General features: G+C 72.0%; 18 protein-coding genes and 1 pseudogene. 9 read left to right on the top strand and 10 right to left on the bottom strand.

Annotated features, from left to right (window positions below):
- Positions 1-20 precede the first annotated feature (20 nt).
- The 3 genes from ACWEF6_RS26385 (at position 21) to ACWEF6_RS26375 (ending at position 1901) form a co-directional block, all read left to right on the top strand.
- On the top strand, positions 21-950 hold the full coding sequence (locus tag ACWEF6_RS26385) for an o-succinylbenzoate synthase (protein ID WP_449685387.1): 930 nt from the start codon (positions 21-23) through the stop codon (positions 948-950).
- 115 nt (positions 951-1065) lie between these two features.
- The gene (locus ACWEF6_RS26380; protein ID WP_449685386.1) at positions 1066-1284 is read left to right on the top strand and encodes a PspC domain-containing protein; all 219 of its coding nucleotides are present in this window, start codon (positions 1066-1068) and stop codon (positions 1282-1284) included.
- A 296-nt stretch (positions 1285-1580) separates the two neighbouring features.
- Positions 1581-1901 carry a hypothetical protein gene (locus tag ACWEF6_RS26375; protein WP_449685385.1) on the top strand — a complete coding sequence of 107 codons (321 nt, stop codon included), beginning with the start codon at positions 1581-1583 and terminating at the stop codon, positions 1899-1901.
- A gap of 47 nt (positions 1902-1948) precedes the next feature.
- Here ACWEF6_RS26375 and groL read toward each other — a convergent pair whose 3' ends face one another.
- The 5 genes from groL to ACWEF6_RS26350 all read right to left on the bottom strand — a co-directional run bounded on the left by groL (position 1949) and on the right by ACWEF6_RS26350 (position 6976).
- Positions 1949-3577 carry a chaperonin GroEL gene (gene groL / locus ACWEF6_RS26370; RefSeq protein ID WP_086857657.1) on the bottom strand — a complete coding sequence of 543 codons (1629 nt, stop codon included), beginning with the start codon at positions 3575-3577 and terminating at the stop codon, positions 1949-1951.
- Positions 3578-3804: 227 nt separating this feature from the next.
- Complete coding sequence (locus ACWEF6_RS26365) at positions 3805-5292, bottom strand: serine/threonine-protein kinase (protein ID WP_449685384.1); 1488 nt, start codon at positions 5290-5292, stop codon at positions 3805-3807.
- Between the two features lie 64 nt (positions 5293-5356).
- On the bottom strand, positions 5357-5563 hold the full coding sequence (locus tag ACWEF6_RS26360) for a cold-shock protein (RefSeq protein ID WP_003085446.1): 207 nt from the start codon (positions 5561-5563) through the stop codon (positions 5357-5359).
- 112 nt (positions 5564-5675) lie between these two features.
- On the bottom strand, positions 5676-6299 hold the full coding sequence (locus ACWEF6_RS26355) for an AIM24 family protein (protein ID WP_449685383.1): 624 nt from the start codon (positions 6297-6299) through the stop codon (positions 5676-5678).
- Positions 6299-6976 (bottom strand): TIGR00266 family protein, encoded by a 678-nt coding sequence (locus ACWEF6_RS26350; RefSeq protein ID WP_449661481.1) that lies wholly within the window; start codon positions 6974-6976, stop codon positions 6299-6301. Before ACWEF6_RS26350 ends, ACWEF6_RS26355 begins: the two co-directional genes overlap by 1 nt.
- Before the next feature lie 73 nt (positions 6977-7049).
- Between ACWEF6_RS26350 and moeA the strand changes: the two genes are divergently transcribed.
- A complete protein-coding gene (gene moeA, locus ACWEF6_RS26345) occupies positions 7050-8243 on the top strand; it encodes a molybdopterin molybdotransferase MoeA (RefSeq protein WP_449685382.1) in 1194 nt (397 codons plus the stop codon).
- On the opposite strand, the gene ACWEF6_RS26340 is transcribed toward moeA, so the two are convergent.
- Positions 8197-9450: an MFS transporter gene (locus ACWEF6_RS26340; RefSeq protein ID WP_449685381.1), complete on the bottom strand. Its 1254-nt coding sequence runs from the start codon at positions 9448-9450 to the stop codon at positions 8197-8199. The two genes, moeA and ACWEF6_RS26340, sit on opposite strands and share 47 nt — an antisense overlap.
- Positions 9447-10007 carry an ArsR/SmtB family transcription factor gene (locus tag ACWEF6_RS26335; RefSeq protein WP_176174522.1) on the bottom strand — a complete coding sequence of 187 codons (561 nt, stop codon included), beginning with the start codon at positions 10005-10007 and terminating at the stop codon, positions 9447-9449. Before ACWEF6_RS26335 ends, ACWEF6_RS26340 begins: the two co-directional genes overlap by 4 nt.
- A gap of 72 nt (positions 10008-10079) precedes the next feature.
- Between ACWEF6_RS26335 and ACWEF6_RS26330 the strand changes: the two genes are divergently transcribed.
- Positions 10080-10364 (top strand): GlsB/YeaQ/YmgE family stress response membrane protein, encoded by a 285-nt coding sequence (locus ACWEF6_RS26330; RefSeq protein WP_310968768.1) that lies wholly within the window; start codon positions 10080-10082, stop codon positions 10362-10364.
- A gap of 39 nt (positions 10365-10403) precedes the next feature.
- Here the strand turns inward: ACWEF6_RS26330 and ACWEF6_RS26325 are convergent, their stop codons facing one another.
- Positions 10404-10625, bottom strand: coding sequence for a hypothetical protein (locus ACWEF6_RS26325; RefSeq protein ID WP_449685380.1), 222 nt, complete (start codon positions 10623-10625; stop codon positions 10404-10406).
- Between the two features lie 248 nt (positions 10626-10873).
- Between ACWEF6_RS26325 and ACWEF6_RS26320 the strand changes: the two genes are divergently transcribed.
- The 3 genes from ACWEF6_RS26320 (at position 10874) to ACWEF6_RS26310 (ending at position 14982) form a co-directional block, all read left to right on the top strand.
- A complete protein-coding gene (locus tag ACWEF6_RS26320; RefSeq protein WP_449685379.1) occupies positions 10874-11599 on the top strand; it encodes a phosphatidylserine decarboxylase in 726 nt (241 codons plus the stop codon).
- A gap of 3 nt (positions 11600-11602) precedes the next feature.
- Positions 11603-12547 carry a CDP-diacylglycerol--serine O-phosphatidyltransferase gene (gene pssA, locus ACWEF6_RS26315; protein WP_449685378.1) on the top strand — a complete coding sequence of 315 codons (945 nt, stop codon included), beginning with the start codon at positions 11603-11605 and terminating at the stop codon, positions 12545-12547.
- A 170-nt stretch (positions 12548-12717) separates the two neighbouring features.
- Positions 12718-14982 carry an AAA family ATPase gene (locus ACWEF6_RS26310; protein WP_449685377.1) on the top strand — a complete coding sequence of 755 codons (2265 nt, stop codon included), beginning with the start codon at positions 12718-12720 and terminating at the stop codon, positions 14980-14982.
- Between the two features lie 107 nt (positions 14983-15089).
- Here the strand turns inward: ACWEF6_RS26310 and ACWEF6_RS26305 are convergent, their stop codons facing one another.
- Positions 15090-15719 carry a LytR C-terminal domain-containing protein gene (locus ACWEF6_RS26305; protein ID WP_449685376.1) on the bottom strand — a complete coding sequence of 210 codons (630 nt, stop codon included), beginning with the start codon at positions 15717-15719 and terminating at the stop codon, positions 15090-15092.
- Positions 15716-16024, bottom strand: coding sequence for a DUF3263 domain-containing protein (locus tag ACWEF6_RS26300; RefSeq protein WP_003101701.1), 309 nt, complete (start codon positions 16022-16024; stop codon positions 15716-15718). The genes ACWEF6_RS26305 and ACWEF6_RS26300 overlap by 4 nt, the downstream gene beginning before the upstream one ends.
- 155 nt (positions 16025-16179) lie before the next feature.
- On the opposite strand from ACWEF6_RS26300, the pseudogene ACWEF6_RS26295 reads away from it, so the two are divergent.
- Positions 16180-16737: pseudogene (locus tag ACWEF6_RS26295) on the top strand (peptide deformylase); the annotation flags it as partial.
- Positions 16738-16834: the final 97 nt, after the last annotated feature.

Genomic DNA, 16834 nt, shown 5'->3' with positions numbered 1-16834 from the left:
CGGTGGCATGATCGGCCTCGATGAAGGTCTACGCGATCCCCCTGCGCACCCGGTTCCGCGGCATCACCGTCCGTGAGGGCGTGCTGCTGCACGGCCCGGCGGGCTGGGGCGAGTTCTGCCCGTTCGCCGACTACTCCGACGCCGAGAGCGTGCCGTGGCTGCACGCGGCGGTGGAGGCGACCGACGCCGGCTGGCCCGCGCCGGTCCGCGACCGGATCGAGGTGAACACGACGGTGCCGGTGGTCGATCCCGCGAAAGCGCACGAACTGGTCCGCGCGTCCGGCTGCCGCACGGCGAAGGTGAAGGTCGCCGACCCGCGCGTCTCCCTGGCCGACGACTGCGCCCGGGTGGAGGCGGTCCGCGACGCGCTCGGCCCCGGCGGGGCGATCCGCGTCGACGCCAACATGGCGTGGGACGTCGACACGGCGGTGCGCGCGATCGCGGACCTCGACAAGGCGGCGGGCGGGCTGGAGTACGCGGAGCAGCCGTGCCCGTCGATCGAGGACCTGGCCGCGGTCCGGCGCCGGGTGGCCGTCCGGATCGCGGCCGACGAGTCGATCCGCCGCGCGGAGGACCCGCTGAAGGTGGCGGTCGCCGGAGCGGCGGACATCGCGGTGCTGAAGGTCGCGCCGCTGGGAGGCGTCCGGCGGGCGCTGGAGGTCGCCGAGGCGTGCGGGCTGCCGTGCGTGGTGTCGTCGGCGGTGGAGACGAGCGTGGGTCTGGCGGCCGGGCTGGCGCTGGCCGGCGCGCTGCCGTCGCTGGAATTCGCATGTGGACTCGGGACGCTTTCGTTGCTGGAGGGGGACGTCTGCGCGGAGCCACTGTCCCCTGTGGACGGTTACCTACCAGTCCCGCGGGTCGCCCCGCACCCCACGGACGCATACCCGGCACCGCCCGGGGTCGCGGCGGCGTGGGAAGCGCGCCTGACGCGGGTCCGCCAGCTGTCGTGAGTGGTAAGGAGGGTTAGAACCCGCCTTTCCACTCACGACCCCGAGGGCAAGTTCAGGGTCGGGGTCGGGGCCGTTCCCGATGTGGCCGGGGGTGCCCGGGAGCCACTATTGAGCCATGACGAACAGCGTGTACACCCCGGAAACCGCCAAGAAGCTCCGCCGCAGCCGGACCGACAAGATGCTCACCGGCGTCTGCGGCGGCTGGGCCACCTACCTCGGCATCGACGCCAACGTCCTGCGGATCGGCATGGTCGCCGCCGTGTTCCTCTCGGTCGGGATCGCCATTCCGGTCTACGTCGCCGCCGCCATCCTGACCCCCGAAGAGGACTCCTGAACGCGGGCGGGCGCGGGCTCGCAGGGGAAGCCCGCGCCCGCCGGACGCCGGGGGCGCGCTGAACAGACCCGCGCGGGGGCGCGGGTCGACCGGACACAACCCGCGCGGGGGCGTGGGTGACCGGACAACTCGCGTGGGGAGCGCGGGTCGGGGGAATGCCGCCGTCGGGGGACGCGGCAGGCACCAACGAACGGCCCGGACGCCAGGGGACGTCCGGGCCGTTCGGCGTACCGGGCTCGGCCGAGCGGCCGAAAACCGCACCGCGGATCCCGCTCGAGGGGCTAGGGTTCGCGCTCGTGGATCACGGAAACACCGCCGCGAAGGTCGTCGTCGGGATCTTGGGCGGGTTGTACCTGATCGCCGGGCTGGGGCTGACCGCTTTTGCCGGCTATGCCGTGCTGTCCTCCGGTGACACCGGCGGGGTGAAGGCCGCCCGGACCGTGCTCTACACCGCCGCGGCGCTGGCGATCTGGGTCATGCTCACCGGCATCGGCGCCATCGTCGTCGGCCTGGAAGCCGACCGGAAGAGCACCGCCTGGCTCGGGGGCCTGGGCGTGCTCGCTCTCGGGGTCGTGATCGTCGGCGCCTACGCCGTCTGGTTCTTCACCAAGCCGTAGAAAGAGCCCGGCCCGCCGAAGCGGACCGGGCTCTTTTCGAGCGTGGCTCAGAAGTCCATGCCACCCATGCCACCGGACGGGTCGGCGGGAGCGGCCGAAGCCTTCTCCGGCTTGTCCGCCACGACGGCCTCGGTGGTCAGGAACAGCGCCGCGATGGACGCGGCGTTCTGCAGCGCGGAGCGGGTGACCTTCGTCGGGTCCGGCACGCCGGCGGCGAGCAGGTCCTCGTAGACACCCGTGGCGGCGTTGAGGCCGTGACCCTGCGGCAGGCCCTTGACCTTCTCCACCACGACGCCGCCCTCGAGGCCGGCGTTGATCGCGATCTGCTTGAGCGGGGCCTCGACGGCCACCTTGACGATGTTGGCGCCAGTGGCCTCGTCGCCCTCGAGCTTCAGGCCCGCGAACGCGGCCTCGGCGGCCTGGATCAGGGCCACGCCACCACCGGCGACGATGCCCTCTTCCACGGCGGCCTTCGCGTTGCGCACCGCGTCCTCGATGCGGTGCTTGCGCTCCTTGAGCTCGACCTCGGTCGCGGCGCCGGCCTTGATGACGGCCACGCCGCCGGCCAGCTTCGCGAGCCGCTCCTGCAGCTTCTCGCGGTCGTAGTCCGAGTCCGAGTTCTCGATCTCGGCGCGGATCTGGTTGACGCGACCCTGGATCTGGTCGGCGTCGCCCGCACCCTCGACGATGGTCGTCTCGTCCTTGGTGATGACGGCCTTGCGGGCCTTGCCCAGCAGGGACAGGTCCGCGTTCTCCAGCTTGAGGCCGACGTCCTCGGAGATGACCTGGCCACCGGTCAGGATCGCGATGTCCTGCAGGATCGCCTTGCGGCGGTCACCGAAGCCCGGGGCCTTGACGGCGACGGACTTGAAGGTGCCGCGCATCTTGTTGACGATCAGGGTGGCCAGCGCCTCGCCCTCGACGTCCTCGGCGATGATCAGCAGCGGCTTGCCGGACTGGATGACCTTCTCCAGCAGCGGCAGCACGTCCTTGACGGTGGAGATCTTGGAGCCGAAGAGGAGGATGTACGGGTCCTCGAGCTCGGCTTCCTGACGCTCCGGGTCGGTCACGAAGTAACCGGAGATGTAGCCCTTGTCGAAGCGCATGCCCTCGGTGAGCTCGAGCTCGAGACCGAAGGTGTTGCTCTCCTCGACGGTGACGACGCCTTCCTTGCCGACCTTGTCCAGCGCCTCGGCGATCAGCTCGCCGATGGTGCGGTCCGCGGCCGAGATCGAGGCGGTAGCAGCGATCTGCTCCTTGGTCTCGATCTGCACGGCGGCCTTGTGCAGCTGCTCGGTGACGGCCTCGACGGCCGCCTCGATGCCACGCTTGAGGGAGATGGGGTCGGCGCCGGCGGCGACGTTGCGCAGCCCCTCGCGGACGAGGGCCTGGGCGAGCACGGTGGCGGTGGTGGTGCCGTCACCCGCGACGTCGTCGGTCTTCTTGGCGACCTCCTTGACGAGCTCGGCCCCGATCTTCTCCCACGGGTCCTCGAGCTCGATCTCCTTGGCGATGGAGACACCGTCGTTGGTGATGGTCGGCGCGCCCCACTTCTTTTCGAGCACGACGTTCCGGCCCCGCGGGCCGAGGGTCACCTTGACGGCTTCGGCGAGGGTGTTCAAGCCGCGCTCGAGACCGCGGCGGGCGTCCTCGTCGAACGCGATCAGTTTGGCCATTGCGGTGTGGTCCTCCGGTATTGGGCGCCACCGCCGCGCTGGGTACTTGCAGCGGCGGCAGCAGGACTCTTTCCTCGGCCAGGCTCGGTGCCCGCGACGGACGACTGGACCCGGGTGGGGGTCAGCCTCACCGTCCCGACCTTTGGCACTCGACGGCGTCGAGTGCCAAGTTCGTGTTTAGCACTCTCGGGGGGAGAGTGCAAGAAACCCAGCTCAGCGTCGCACGATCAGGAGCTCGGCTTGATGGAGATCGACGTCGGGGGCGCGTTCAGCGACGAAGGCGCGTTCGTCGACGAGCCGCCGTCGGGGCCGACCGGGATGTTCGGCGCGGGCGTCTGGCCGCCCCCACCGCTGCCGCTGTCACTGAAGAGGAAGATCGCGCCGACGACCAGGCCGGCCACCACGACCAGGCCCAGCACAACGAAGAGCCACTTCTTGCCGCCGCCGCTCTTCGGCTGCTCGAACGCGCCGGCGCCGCCCGCGGGCATCGGCGGGCGCAGCCGCATCGGGTCCTGGCCGTAACCCGGCGGGGGCATGCCCGGCTGCTGGGGGTAGCCGTACCCGGGCGGCGGGCCCTGGGGTGGCATCCCCTGCGGCGGCATCCCCTGCTGCTGCGGGTACCCGTAGCCGGGCGGCGGGCCCTGCGGCGGCATCCCCGGCGGCGGACCCTGCGGCCCACCCGGACCACCCGGCCCGTGCGGCCCCTGGCCGTAGCCGGGCTGCTGTTGTCCTCCGTACGGGTGCACGGGGGCCCCCTCTCCCTGCGGTGCGCTGTTCTGGTGCGGCCCCTGTTGTACCTGACCAGGGCGCTGCGGCGCGGGGATTCCGCCCGAATGGGACCCGGGCGGTCCCGGCGGGGTGTCCGACGTGGCGAGGGGGCCGAGCGCGCGGCGGGCGGCCGCGACCATCTCGACGCAGCTGGGGTAGCGGTCGGCCGGGTTCTTGGCCATGCCGCGCCGGATCACCTCGTCGATCGCCGGCGGCAGCGCGACGGCGCGGGAGATCGCCGGCGGCTCGCCGTTGAGGTGGCCCTTGATCACCGTCGGGACGTCACCCTTGAACGGCGGGCTGCCGGTGAGGCAGGCGTAGAGGACGCACGTCAGCGCGTACTGGTCGGTGCGCCCGTCCAGCGGCTCCCCGCGCAGGTGCTCGGGGGCCGCGTAGGTGGGCGAGCCGAGGAAGTCGCCGCCGCGCGTCCGGTGCCCGGTCGCGCCGCGCCGGGTCAGCCCGAAGTCGGCGACGTACACGTGCTCGCGCGAGGTCTCCTTCTTCGTCACCAGCACGTTCGCCGGCTTGACGTCGAGGTGGACCAGACCACGGTTGTGCAGCGTGTCGAGGGCGTCGGCGACCTGGTCGAGCATCGTCAGTGCGCGCGCGGGGGCGATCGGGCCGCCGGAGATCAACCCGGCGAGATCGCCGCCGTCGACCATGCGCATGGCGATGTAGAGCATGCCGTCGAGCTCGCCGAAGTCGTACAGCGGCACGACGTTGGCGTGGTCGATCGCGGACGTGTTGCGCGCCTCGTCGACGAACCGTTCGCGGAACTCGGCGTCGGCCCCGAGGTGGTCACCGATGACCTTCAGGGCCACCTTGCGGCCGAGCCGCACGTCCGTGGCCTTGTAGGTCACGCTCATGCCGCCTTTGCCGAGCACCCCGTCGATGCGGTAGTTGCCCAGCCGGCGACCGGTGAGGTCCCCCGACACATCGCCTGTCACGCCCGCAGCCTAACGCCCCTGGTTCGGCGCCTGCCGGGGGTTCACCGATCACCCGACGGGCGTGTTACGAAACCTTTCGGACGTCGGCTGCCTGGCTACGGCCGTCCCGGCCCGACTGCACTTCGAACTCGACGCGGTCGCCTTCGTCCAGAGTGCGGAATCCTTCGGACTGGATGGCCGAATAGTGGACGAACACGTCCGGCCCCTCCGTGGATTCGATGAACCCGTAGCCCTTTTCCGAGTTGAACCATTTGACGGTGCCGACAGCCACGGCGCCCTCCCTCAGCACAAAGGATCCGCTGGCCCGAGCGGAGGCCAGCGGCGGAAGTGCCAATCACGCTACCGGAATTATTCCCCTCGGCAATGGGCAATTCGTCCGAAGATCACGAACCCGAAAGGCGTCTGTTCCGCGCGTGCACGAGCACCGTCCCGGGCCCGGCGAAGTCGAGGGCGAGCCCTTCGCCGGTGCGCAACGACTGCGGCCCACCCGGATCGAGGGCCCGCAACCGGCACTGGACGGTGTCGGGGTAGGCCAGCAGGTAGTCCGGCCGGACCGTGACGAGCTCGCCCTGGCCGAGCTCGAACGCGTCCACCGGGCCGGGCGCGGCCAGCACCAGCGGCCCGGTTCCGCTGTAGTGCTCGAGAAACCCCGAATCGGCGCCGAAGAGCTGCTGCAGCGGGCCCCAGCCGGTGTCGTGCCGGACCGACGACGGCCGCACCAGGACCGCGTCGCGGTGCACCGACCAGCCCGTGCCGCCGCCGACGTCGAGCGGGTAGACGTCGCCGGGGCGCAGCGGCGCGAAGTCGATCCAGCCGCCGTCGGAGGGCGCGGTGTAGACGAACACCGCGCTCTTGCCCGTGCGGGCACCGGCTCGGCCGGCCGGCGCCTCGGAGACGCCGAACCGGCTGGCGAGCAGGGTTTCCGGCGCGGCGCGGACGGCCTCGCCCGGGTCCAGCAGGACGCGGGCGACCCCGAAGCCGGGCGTGTGCCGGGTCTGGACGCGCATCAGCGAGACGGGACGTGGGAGACGATCCAGCTGATCAGCGCGGACGGGTTGCGCGTCTGCGTCATGATCTGGCCGGGACCGACGAAGTCGAACACCAGGCCTTCGCCGCTCTTCATCGACTGGATGATGCCCTGCGCGACCTTCCGGATCTGGTACTGCACGGTGTCGGCGTAGGCGACGACGTGCCCGGTGTCGATGGTCACCATCTCGCCCTGCTGCAGCGTGATTGTCTCGACCGCGCCGTAGCAGGACACGAGCAGCTGGCCCTGGCCGGTGGCGTGGGTCAGGAAGCCGCCTTCGCCGCCCATCAGGTTCTTCATCCCGCCCCACTTGGTCTCGGTCTGGACGCCGTGCGACGACGCGAGCCAGCAGCCGCGGGTGACGGCCCAGCCGGTGCGGCCGTCGAGGGTGATCACCTGGATGTCGCCGGGCAGGTTGGCGGCGACGTCGACCCAGCCGCCGTTCGGCGGGGCGGTGAAGGTGGAGATGAAGAAGGACTCGCCGGAGAGGAACGCGCGGCCGAGCCCCTTCATGATCCCGCCCTGGGCCTGCGACTGCACCTGCACGCCGTAGCTGGTCGCCATCATCGCGCCGGACTCGACCTGGCACGGCTCGCCGGGCGCCAGCATCAGCCGGGCGACGGCGAACGAAGGCTGTTGACGGATTCCGACCTGCATGCGTACTCCCCATCGGCGTGCCTGTGACGGGGCAGAGTCTTGCACGCCCGCCGATGGCGGGGAGGATGGTCCGGTGATCTCCGTCGACGACTACCGCGACCGCGTCGCCGCGCTCCTCGGCACGGCCCCCGCGACCACGCTGCCCCTCGCCGCCGCGGCCGGCCTCGTCCTGGCCGAAGACGTGCGCGCCGGCGTCTCGCTGCCGCCCTTCGACAACTCCGCGATGGACGGCTACGCGGTCCGCGCGGCCGACGTCACCACCGCCCCGGTGACCCTGCCGGTCGCCGACGACATCCCGGCGGGCCGGGTCGACGTCCGGCCCCTGGAGCCGGGCACCGCGCACCGGATCATGACCGGCGCGCCGCTGCCCCCGGGCGCGGACGCCGTCGTGATGGTCGAGGACACCGACGGCGGCACGGCGCAGGTGACCATCTCGGCGCCCGCTCGCGAGGGCGCGCACATCCGCCGCTCCGGCGAGGACGTCGTCGACGGCGACATCGCCCTGCACGCCGGAACCGTGCTGGGCCACTCGCAGCTGGGCCTCGCGGCCGCGGTCGGCCTCGCCGAGGTGCGGGTGCACCGGCCGCTGCGGGTGGTGGTGGCCTCGACCGGCACCGAGCTGATCGACGCGCCCGCCCCGCTGCGCCACGGCCAGATCTACGAGTCCAACAGCGTGATGCTCGCCGCGGCGATCCGCGGCCTCGGCTGCGAGGTCGAGGTGGTCCGCAGCGTCGTCGACGACGTCGAGGAGTTCCGCAAGGTCATCGAGCCGAAGCTGGCGGGCGCCGACCTGCTGGTCACCTCCGGTGGCGTCAGCGCGGGCGCGTACGAAGTGGTGAAGGACGCCCTGACCGGCCAGGGCGTCGAGTTCGCGAAGATCGCCATGCAGCCGGGCGGGCCGCAGGGCAGCGGGCGCTGGCACGACGTGCCCGTGGTGGCGCTGCCCGGCAACCCGGTCAGCGTGCTGGTGTCCTTCGAGGCGTTCCTGCGCCCGGCGATCCTGACCGCGCTCGGCCACACCGACGTCTCGCGGCGGCGGGTGCGGGCCCGGCTGACCGAGGCGATGACTTCGCCGTCCGGGCGCCGCCAGTACCGCCGGGGCGTGTTCACCCCGTCCGACCGGGAGGTCACCGGCATCGTCGGCCCGCGCGGCGGCCCGGGCTCGCACCTGCTGGCCGCGTTCACCCAGGCCAACTGCCTGATCGTGCTCCCGGAGGACGTCACATCGGCTGGGGAAGGGGAAGAGGTGGACGTGCTGCTGCTCTAACCGGGAAGTCCCGCAGCTTCCAGTAGGGCGCGAGCAGCGGCAGCGCGAGGATCGAAATCCCCGCGGCCACCCACAGCGTCGCGCGGATGCCGAGCGCCTCGCCCAGCACGCCGCCGAGGACGCCGGCCACCGGGATCGACCCGTAGTTGACGATCGACATGCTGGAGTTGACCCGGCTGAACAGCTCGGGCGGGCAGTACTGCTGCCGGAACGTCGTGACCAGCACGTTGCCGGCGACGACCCCGGCGCACACCCCGAACAGCGCGAGCCCGAACGGCACCAGGCCCCAGCCGGGGCCGCTCAACGGCCCGAGCAACAGCATCGGTGCCGCGAAGGCCTCGCACAGGAGCCACGCGCGCACGGCGCCGAGGCGCGCGGCGAGCCGTCCGGCCCCGGCCGCGCCGAGCACCCCGCCGGACGCACCCAGCGCCAGCACCAGCCCCACGAGCCCGGGGGCGGCGCCGAGCGTCCGGGACAGGAACACGATCTGGATGGCGCTGTAGCCGGTGAGCGCGAGGTTCGAGACGGCGCCGAAGGTGATCAGCGACCGCAGGTACCGGTCGCCCGCGACGAACCGCAGGCCCTCGGCGATCTGGGCGCGCAACGGCGTGCGCTCGGCGGGCACGACGGTCTCGCGCGCCCGGATCGCCTTCACGCACAGCACGGAGACCCCGAAGCTGATCGCGTCCGCCAGGACGCCGCTGACCGGGCCGAACGCCTGGGCCAGCAGCCCGGCCAGGCCCGGCCCGCCGACCTGGGTCGCGGATTCGCTGCCCTGGAGCTTCGCGTTGGCTTCGAGCAGTTCGCCATCGCCGACCAGGACCGGGAGGTAGGCCCGGTAGGCGAGCGTGAAGAACACCTTCGCCACCCCGCCGAGCAGGGCGGCGGCCAGCAGGTACGGCATGGTCAGCAGCCCGAAGGCCGCGACGACCGGGACACTGCCGAACACCAGCATCGAGACGACGTTGCACACCTGCATGACCGGGCGCTTCGCCAGCCGGTCGACCCACGCGCCGGCGGGCAGGCCCACGATCAGCCACGGCAGCCAGGCGACCGCCGTCAGCAGCGCGACCTGGAAGGTGCTCGCCTGCAGCGTGACCACGGCGACCAGCGGCAACGCCGTCGTCGCGACCATGCTGCCGAGCATGCTCGTGGTCTCGCCGGTCCAGAGCAGCCGGAAGTCCCGGTTCCCCCAGAGCCCCTTCACGGCTTGCCCAGCGACGCTCGCGCGGCGAAGAAGACCGGGCGGCGCTCGACGCCGTCCCCCGGTTCGGTGCGGTTCTCGAACTCGCTGATCAGGAGGAAGATCCGCTCGTTGAGCTCGTCGAGTTCTTCGCGCGACAGCCGGACCCAGGTGTCGATGCTGAACGGCGCCCCGCGCCACTCCTCCGGGTAGGTCTCGCGGTTCGCGATCCATTCGCGGGCGACCGCCGTCTGGTGGTCGAGCACGAGGACCTCGGCGGCTTCGGCGACCGGGTCGCCCGGGAAGTCGGCCGCGGCCCACCGCAGTGTCCTCGCACTGCGCTTCCACCAGCGTTCTCGCTGGTCACGGGCCAGCTCCGGAGCTTCCTCGACCAGCTTCGCGGCGGCCAGCACCTTCATGTGGTGGCTGACGTTGCCGACCGCCTGGCCGGTCTTCGCCGCGAGCACCGACGCCGTCGCCGGGCCGTCGAGGTGGAGCAGTTCCAGGAGCCGGCGCCGCAGCTGGTGGGACATCGCGGCCAGCACCTTCGAATCCCGGATCTCCCGGATGTCGTCGCTCATGACACACAAGAGTAGTTGTACAAGAGTTCTTGTGCAATGGTGCTTGTGCGTCGCCTCCCGTAAGCTTCGGTCATGGGTTTCGTCGCATGGGTGATCTTCGGCGCGATCGTCGGCTGGGCCGCGAACCTGGTCGTCGGCGGCCGCGAGCGGCGGCGGCAGGGTTGCCTGGTCAGCGTGCTCGTCGGGGTCGTCGGCGCCGCCCTGGGCGGGCTGCTCTACCGGCTCGCGACCGGCCAGGCGAAGACGTTCGACTTCGACTTCCCGAGCTTCGGCGTGGCCATCCTCGGCGCGGTCGTGCTGCTGGCGATCCTGCGGCTCGCGAGCGGTCTGGCCCGGCGTCCGAATGACCGTTGGTAACTTTCGCCGAACGAACGGTGATCAACGAGCCGTTCGCCGCTAAACTGCACCCTCACGCGCATCTCCCGGTGGCCGGGTGCGTGCGCCGTCGGGGGGCGGATGCACCCGGCCCCGGTTCTTCGCCTTCCACGCCTCGATGACGACGTCGACCGCGCGCAGCGGGTCGACGAGCGACGACACAGGCACCTCGTCGATCTCCCGACGCCACGCGCCCAGAAGCTCGCGAAGCCGGGCTTCGGCGGGATCGCGGCGGTCGCTCATCGGTCCTCACAGGTCAGGCGGGGCAGCGCCCCGAACGGCGGCAACTACTCAGTGTCATCGGCGAAATCGACCTTGTGTTACGACGCGGCGATCTTTCCCACCCGTCGCGGTGACCCCCTCCCGGAGGAGTCCGGCAGGGGCGCGCGGACACGCTCACCTGGGGCAGCGGTAGCGTGGGGGCGCCCGTACGCGGCCGCCGGACCCCGGCGCCGACCCGTTCTTCCGACACGAAACCAGGGGACCCGACCATGAGCGGCACCCGGCCGGATTCCGCCGGCAACCCCGTCGCCCACGCCCTCCAGCTCGCCCGCGAGACGCTGCCGCCGATGCACCCCGCCGGTCGCCCGTTCGTGGCGGGCGGCGTCGCCGCGACCCTGCTCGCGCGCCGGTTCTCCAAGCGCCTCGGGGTCCTGGGCGCGCTGACGACGGTGGCCGTGGCCGCGTTCTTCCGCGAGCCGAAGCGGGTCCCGCCGCCGCGTGACGGCGTCGCGCTCGCCTCGGCCGACGGTCTCGTGTCGCTGATCGAGGAAGCCGTCCCGCCCGCCGAGCTCGGCCTGCCGGCCGAGCCGCGGATGCGCGTCTCGGTGTTCCTCTCGGTGTTCGACGTGCACGTCCAGCGCGTGCCGGCGAACGGCGTGATCGAGCGGGTCGCCTACCGGCCGGGCAAGTTCCTGTCCGCGGACCTGGACAAGGCGAGCGACGACAACGAGCGCAACTCCGTGCTCATGCGCACCGAAGACGGCCACGAGCTCGTCGTCGTGCAGATCGCCGGCCTGGTCGCGCGCCGCATCCTCTGCGAGATCCGCGAGGGCGACAAGGTCGCCGCCGCGTCGACGTACGGCATCATCCGGTTCGGCTCGCGGGTCGACCTCTACCTCCCGCCGGGCTCGACGGTGCTGGTCAGCAAGGGCCAGCGCACGATCGGCGGCGAGACGGTCATCGCGGAACTCCCTGCGTCTTCTTCGAAGGGCTGATCGATGGTCCGCGTGACCACCCCGGGCGTCCGGCTGCTGCCGAACGCCATCACCGTGCTGGCGCTGTGCGCGGGCCTGTCGGCCGTGCAGTTCGCGCTGACCAGGAACTACGCCATGGCGATCGCCTCGATCGGCATCGCGGCGGTGCTCGACAGCCTGGACGGCCGGATCGCGCGGCTGCTGGACGCGACGTCGAAGATGGGCGCGGAGCTCGACTCGCTGTCCGACGGCATCTCGTTCGGCGTCGCGCCGGCGCTGGTGATCTACGTCTGGCAGACGGGCGCGGACCGGATCGGCTGGGTGGCGTCGCTGATCTTCGCCGTCTGCATGATCCTGCGGCTGGCCCGGTTCAACACGCTGCTGGACGACACCGAGCAGCCGCCGTACGCGAGCGAGTTCTTCGTCGGCGTCCCGGCGCCCGCGGGCGGCCTGCTGGGGATGCTGCCGCTGGTGGCGTACCTGCAGTGGGGCGAGGGGTGGTGGTCGTCGCAGTACGTCGTGTGGGCGTGGACGGTCGCCATCGCGGCCCTGCTGATCAGCCGCATCCCGACGCTGTCGCTGAAGACGGTCAAGGCCCCGCCGAAGGCGATCGCCCCGCTGCTGCTGGGGGTGGCGCTGCTGGCCGCGGCGATCATCCAGTTCCCGCTGGTCGCGCTGCTCGTGGCGATGGTGCTGTACCTGGCGCACATCCCGTACTCGATCCACCGGCACCGCTGGCTGGCGGCCCACCCGGAGGCCTGGACGGTCCCCCCGAGCGAGCGCCGCGCGATCCGCCGCGCCCGCTCCACCCGCCGCCTCGGCCTGCGCCCGCCGCTGCGCCGCCGCGTCGCGGGCGCGGCCATGCGCGCCGTCCGCCTCCCCCGCGAGACGGTCCGCACCCCCCGCGTCACCTCGGAAAACGGCCAGCGCCGCCGCTCCTGGCGCCAGATCGGCCTCCGCCGCAAATAACGTGTCGCCCCTCCAATCACGCGAGATCGCTCCCCAATCACGCGAGTTACGCCTCCGATCACGCGGGGTACGCCTCCGATCACGCGAGATCCGTGATCGAGGGGTCGACTCGCGTGATCGAAGGGTCGACACGAGGTCCTCGGGGGCGACGGCTCGCTAGGGTGAACGGCGTGAGCCACCCCCAGATCACGCTGACCGTCCGGCACACGCCGTCGGCGCTGGACACCCGCCGCGGCGTCGTCCGGCTGCACCCCGAAGTCCTCGACGCGCTGGGCCTGCGGGCCTGGGACGCCGTCCACCTCACCGGGGCGCGGGTCAGCGCCGCGCTCGCCGCGCCCGCCGACGAGACCGGCGTGCCCGGGGTGGTGCTCACCGACGACGTCACCATGTCGAACCTCGGCGTCACCGAGGGCGCGGAGGTCGTCGTCGCGCCCGCCGACGTCGCGGCCGCCAAGACGGTCACCGTCGCCGGGTCGCGGCTGGCCAGCGTCTCGGTCAGCCCGCACATGCTGCGGCTCGCCCTGATCGGCAAGGTCCTCACCGTCGGCGACGCCGTTTCGCTGCTGCCCCAGGACCTCGCCCCGTCACCGGGGTCGGACCCGGCCGGGCTCCGCGGCCAGCTGTCCCGCGCGATCGGGGCGACCTGGACGAACGAGCTGCTCACCGTCACCGCCACCGAACCGGCCGGCACCGTCGCGGTTGGACCGTCCACAGTGGTCACCTGGCGCGACGGCGCGCAGCCGGCGAAGGAGCCCGCCGCGCCCCGGACGGCGACCGCGCTGGTCCGCACCTCCGCCGTCACCGCGGCCGAGGAGTGGATCGACGCCGAGATCGTCGAAGACGAGGTCGCCGTCACGGTCGAGGAAGCCGCCGTCCCGCTGGCCGACCTGGTCGGTGCCGAGGCCGCCGCGCGCAAGCTCGCCGAGTGGTTCGACCTCGCCTTCCACCGGCCCGAGCTGCTGGCCCGCCTCGGCGCGCCCGCCCACCTCGGCGTCCTGCTGTCCGGCCCCGAAGGCGTCGGCAAGGCGACGCTCGTGCGCTCGGTGGCCCACGACGCCGGGATCGGGATCGTCCCGCTGGCCGCGCCGAACCTCGCGGTGCTGGACCCGAACGTCGCCGTCGCGCGCCTGCGCGAGGCCGTCCGCGCCGCCGAAGGCCCCTCGGTCCTCCTGCTCACCGACGTCGACGCGCTGCTGCCCGCGACGACTCCCCCGCCGGTGGCCACGGTCGTGCTGGAGGAGCTGAGGACCGCGCTGCGGAGGGAGCGGTTCGCCGTCGTCGCGACCACGGCCCGTGCCGAGTCCGCCGACCCGCGGCTGCGTGCCGCCGACCTGCTGGACCGCGAGCTCGGCCTGGCCCTCCCGGACGCGAAAACCCGCCGTGAGCTGCTGAACGTCCTGCTCCGCGACGTCCCGCTCGACGCCGGCATCGACTGCGGCGTCCTCGCCGAGCGGACCCCGGGCTTCGTCGCGGCGGACCTGATTGCGCTGCGCCGGGACGCGGCCCTGCGCGCCGCCCTGCGTCAGCGCGACACCGACGAGCCGCGCATCTCGCAGCAGGACCTGCTGGACGCGCTGGCCACCGTCCGGCCGGTCTCGATGTCCACTTCGGACAACCTGGCCACCGGCGGCCTGACCCTGGACGACGTCGGCAACATGGTCGACGTCAAGCAGTCCCTGACCGAGGCCGTGCTGTGGCCGCTGCGGTACCCGGACTCGTTCGCCCGGCTCGGCGTCGAACCGCCGCGCGGGGTGCTGCTGTACGGGCCGCCCGGCGGTGGCAAGACGTTCCTCGTGCGGGCGCTGGCCGGCACCGGCGCGCTGAACGTCTTCGCGGTCAAGGGCGCCGAGCTGATGGACAAGTGGGTCGGCGAGTCCGAGCGCGCGGTGCGCGAGCTGTTCCGCCGGGCCGCCGAAGCCGCGCCCGCGCTGATCTTCCTGGACGAGATCGACGCGCTGGCCCCGCGCCGCGGCCAGTCGTCCGACTCCGGCGTCGCCGACCGCGTGGTCGCCGCCCTGCTCACCGAGCTCGACGGCGTCGAGCCGATGCGCGAGGTCGTGGTGCTGGGTGCGACGAACCGGCCGGAGCTGGTCGACCCGGCGCTGCTGCGGCCCGGACGGCTCGAGCGCCGCGTCTACGTGCCGCCGCCGGACGCCGAAGCCCGTGCGGCGATCCTTGCGGCCAGCTCGAAGAACACCCCGCTTGCCGAGGACGTCGACCTCGCCGCGGTGGCGTCCACTCTGGACGGTTACTCGGCGGCCGACTGCGCGGCCCTGATCCGCGAAGCGGCGTTGACGGCGATGCGCGAGTCCCTGGAGGCCCGCGAAGTCACCGCGGCCCACCTGGAGACGGCCCGGAAGACGGTCCGGCCGAGCCTCGACCCGGCCCAGCTGGCCACTCTCGAGGCGTACGCGAAGACCCAGGCCGGTGAATGAGCACGTAACTCGCGTGTTCAAACCCGGATCTCGCGTGATTGGGGCCGGAACTCGTGAGTTCCGGCCCCAATCACGCGAGTTACGTGCTCAAGCACGCGAGTTACGGGTCAGCTGCCCTTGTGGCCGGCCTGGTATTCCTTCGTCACGATGACGATCACGCCGGGGCTCGCGCTCTGGATGCCCTCGAAGCGCGGCTCGGCCTTGATGCCGAACTCCTGGGCGAGCTGCTTGGCCGCGGCTTCCTCGTCGGTGCCCGGGCGGTAGAACGCCGTCGTCGTCGGGATGACGCCCTGGGAGTAGTTGCTGACCTCGTTGACGTTCCACCCGGAACCGCGGAAGTCCTCGGCCGCGCGGTCGGCCAGGCCCTTGATCGTCGAGTTGTTGAACACCCGGACGGTCACCCACTTGTTGGAGGCCTGCTGGTCACCACCCGGCTGGCCGGGGCCGGCCGACGTCGGCTGGCCGGGCGCCGGAGACGAGGTCGACGGCGGCGTGGGCGACGAAGACCCGGCCGAAGTCGAAGACGATGCCGGAGCGGAAGCCGAAGACGACGTCGACGGCGGTGCCGAGGACGAGCCCGACGACGTCGGCGAAGTGCCGCTCGGCCCGGCTTCGTTCGAGCCGTCACCCCCGCCCAGCGCGGTGATCCCGCCGATGACGGCGGCGATGATGGCCACCCCGACCAACGCGACGCCCGCGGCCTTCATCGGCCGGGACATTCCGGAAAACACACTCATTTCAGCTCGATCCCCAGTCGCCGGGCGCCTCGCTTGCGCTGGCGGGCGGCACGCGTTTTGCGCAGCCGCTTCACCAGCATCGGGTCGGCTTCGATCGCCTCCGGCTTCTCCAGCAGCTTGTTGAGCAGCTGGTAGTAGCGCGTCGCAGACAAGTCGAAGCGTTCGCGGATGGCGTTCTCCTTCGCCCCGGCGTGTCGCCACCACTGGCGCTCGAAGGCGAGGATCTCGACCTCGCGTTCGGTCAGGCCGGGCACGGGCTTCGGCGGCGACGGCTGCGGCTCAGCCATCGACTCCGCGGCGTCCATCCGAGTCCCTCTCAATCGGGCGTCATGGCGAATCAGACCTAGCTCTTCCGCGGGCGCCATTCAACCACGGAAGCGGCCGCCGACGTGGGCATCGGCGTCGGCGCGTCACGGTCTGATGCAGGTCTACCAGAGGGGTCCGACTAAACTGGCTCGCCGTGACCATCCACCCCATCGTTATCGCCGGCGAACCCGTGCTGCACCAGCCGACTCGGGAGATCACCGAGTTCGACGAGAAGCTGCGCACGCTCGTGGACGACATGTTCGAGACGATGTACGCCGCCGAGGGCGTCGGCCTCGCGGCCAACCAGATCGGCCTCGATCTGCGGGTGTTCGTCTACGACTGCCCGGACGACGAGGGCGTGCGGCACAAGGGCGTCGTCGTCAACCCGAAGCTCGAGACGTCGGAGATCCCGGAGACCATGCCGGACCCGGACGACGACTGGGAGGGCTGCCTCTCGGCGCCCGGCGAGTCGTACCCGACGGGCCGCGCGAAGTGGGCGAAGGTGACCGGCGCCGACGTCGACGGCAACCCGATCGAGGTCGAGGGCACCGGCTACTTCGCGCGTTGCCTGCAGCACGAGACCGACCACCTGGACGGGTACATCTACCTCGACCGCCTGGTCGGCCGGCACGCGCGCGCCGCGAAGAAGATGCTGAAGTCGAACAAGTGGGGCGTGCCGGGCAACTCCTGGCTGCCGCCGCGCACCCCCGAGGACGACGGCGCCTTGGAGATCCTGGACCGGCCCGATGGCGATGGCGGCGTCGGCGGCTTCGTGATCTCGATCGAGACAGGCGTCAACGGTTCCGGAG

The organism is Amycolatopsis sp. NPDC004772, assembly GCF_053601215.1.
The sequence above is the reverse complement of the archived record's forward strand: the minus strand, read 5'-3'. Positions and strand labels throughout refer to the sequence as shown.